Source organism: Pollutimonas rozaliensis (assembly GCF_048751585.1).
Taxonomy (GTDB): domain Bacteria; phylum Pseudomonadota; class Gammaproteobacteria; order Burkholderiales; family Burkholderiaceae_B.
In genome coordinates this window covers 1-2,229 of record NZ_JAZHOB010000018.1, presented here as the reverse complement: position 1 = coordinate 2,229, position 2,229 = coordinate 1, and the positions used below count along the sequence as shown (strand labels likewise).

The following is a 2,229-nucleotide window of genomic DNA, read 5'->3' as shown; positions in this document are numbered from 1 at the left end:
TTGGCGGTTTAGGTCTTGAGGCCAGCGCGACACACCCCAACTTGACAAGCTTAAAAAACTGCTTCATAATCTCGTTTCTCTGCTGCTGACACAGCAACGCGCTGCACCGGCAACGGCCAGCGGGGTGTTGGAAGCGGTACGGAAATAGCGGTAACGGCAGTGCGCCAACGGGCGCCGCGCCGGGCAGTAAACGCTCTTTAACAATTTAACAGCCGATAAGTGTGGGCGCTTGGAATGAGTGTGCAGCCTTTCTCACGAGAGGTCGCCAAAATTATCAAGTGCTCGCACAATTGAAGAAGTAAGGTTTGAAGAAATTTAAACCGGTCTTTTTCTTTGAGCGAAACGCGACGTATGACCACTTGCCTTCGGGCAGGATGGAAATTACGATTTATACAGAGATTGAACTGAAGAGTTTGATCCTGGCTCAGATTGAACGCTAGCGGGATGCTTTACACATGCAAGTCGAACGGCAGCGCGGAACTTCGGTTCTGGCGGCGAGTGGCGAACGGGTGAGTAATATATCGGAACGTGCCCAGTAGCGGGGGATAACTACGCGAAAGCGTGGCTAATACCGCATACGCCCTACGGGGGAAAGGGGGGGATCGCAAGACCTCTCACTATTGGAGCGGCCGATATCAGATTAGCTAGTTGGTGAGGTAAAGGCTCACCAAGGCCGCGATCTGTAGCTGGTTTGAGAGGACGACCAGCCACACTGGGACTGAGACACGGCCCAGACTCCTACGGGAGGCAGCAGTGGGGAATTTTGGACAATGGGGGAAACCCTGATCCAGCCATCCCGCGTGTGCGATGAAGGCCTTCGGGTTGTAAAGCACTTTTGGCAGGGAAGAAACGGCACCGGCTAATACCGGGTGTCACTGACGGTACCTGCAGAATAAGCACCGGCTAACTACGTGCCAGCAGCCGCGGTAATACGTAGGGTGCAAGCGTTAATCGGAATTACTGGGCGTAAAGCGTGCGCAGGCGGTTTGGAAAGAAAGATGTGAAATCCCAGAGCTTAACTTTGGAACTGCATTTTTAACTGCCAAGCTAGAGTATGTCAGAGGGGGGTAGAATTCCACGTGTAGCAGTGAAATGCGTAGAGATGTGGAGGAATACCGATGGCGAAGGCAGCCCCCTGGGATAATACTGACGCTCATGCACGAAAGCGTGGGGAGCAAACAGGATTAGATACCCTGGTAGTCCACGCCCTAAACGATGTCAACTAGCTGTTGGGGCCTTCGGGCCTTAGTAGCGCAGCTAACGCGTGAAGTTGACCGCCTGGGGAGTACGGTCGCAAGATTAAAACTCAAAGGAATTGACGGGGACCCGCACAAGCGGTGGATGATGTGGATTAATTCGATGCAACGCGAAAAACCTTACCTACCCTTGACATGTCTGGAATTCCTAAGAGATTGGGAAGTGCTCGCAAGAGAACCGGAACACAGGTGCTGCATGGCTGTCGTCAGCTCGTGTCGTGAGATGTTGGGTTAAGTCCCGCAACGAGCGCAACCCTTGTCATTAGTTGCTACGAAAGGGCACTCTAATGAGACTGCCGGTGACAAACCGGAGGAAGGTGGGGATGACGTCAAGTCCTCATGGCCCTTATGGGTAGGGCTTCACACGTCATACAATGGTCGGGACAGAGGGTCGCCAACCCGCGAGGGGGAGCCAATCCCAGAAACCCGATCGTAGTCCGGATTGCAGGCTGCAACTCGCCTGCATGAAGTCGGAATCGCTAGTAATCGCGGATCAGCATGTCGCGGTGAATACGTTCCCGGGTCTTGTACACACCGCCCGTCACACCATGGGAGTGGGTTTTACCAGAAGTAGTTAGCCTAACCGCAAGGAGGGCGATTACCACGGTAGGATTCATGACTGGGGTGAAGTCGTAACAAGGTAGCCGTATCGGAAGGTGCGGCTGGATCACCTCCTTTCAGAGCGACGCACACGAAGCGAAAGCGTCCACACTTATTGGCTGTTTAATTAGAAAGAGTAAGCCACGACAAGGTTACGCCGCAAGGGGCCAGTACGGCCGTGTCTTGGGGCGCACACTGGGTCAGTAGCTCAGTCGGTTAGAGCACCGTCTTGATAAGGCGGGGGTCGTTGGTTCGATTCCAACTTGACCCACCAGTACGATTTTATCGCTGCGGGGGATTAGCTCAGCTGGGAGAGCACCTGCTTTGCAAGCAGGGGGTCGTCGGTTCGATCCCGTCATCCTCCACCACCTCT

2 tRNA genes and 1 rRNA gene are annotated in these 2,229 nt (G+C 54.1%); all 3 read left to right on the top strand.

Annotated elements, in window-relative coordinates:
- The first annotated feature begins 401 nt into the window (after positions 1–401).
- The 3 genes from V0R37_RS21765 (at position 402) to V0R37_RS21755 (ending at position 2,224) form a co-directional block, all read left to right on the top strand.
- Positions 402–1,934, top strand: a 16S ribosomal RNA gene (locus V0R37_RS21765).
- A 119-nt stretch (positions 1,935–2,053) separates the two neighbouring features.
- Positions 2,054–2,130, top strand: a tRNA-Ile gene (locus V0R37_RS21760).
- A gap of 18 nt (positions 2,131–2,148) precedes the next feature.
- Positions 2,149–2,224: transfer RNA gene (locus V0R37_RS21755), tRNA-Ala, on the top strand.
- Positions 2,225–2,229: the final 5 nt, after the last annotated feature.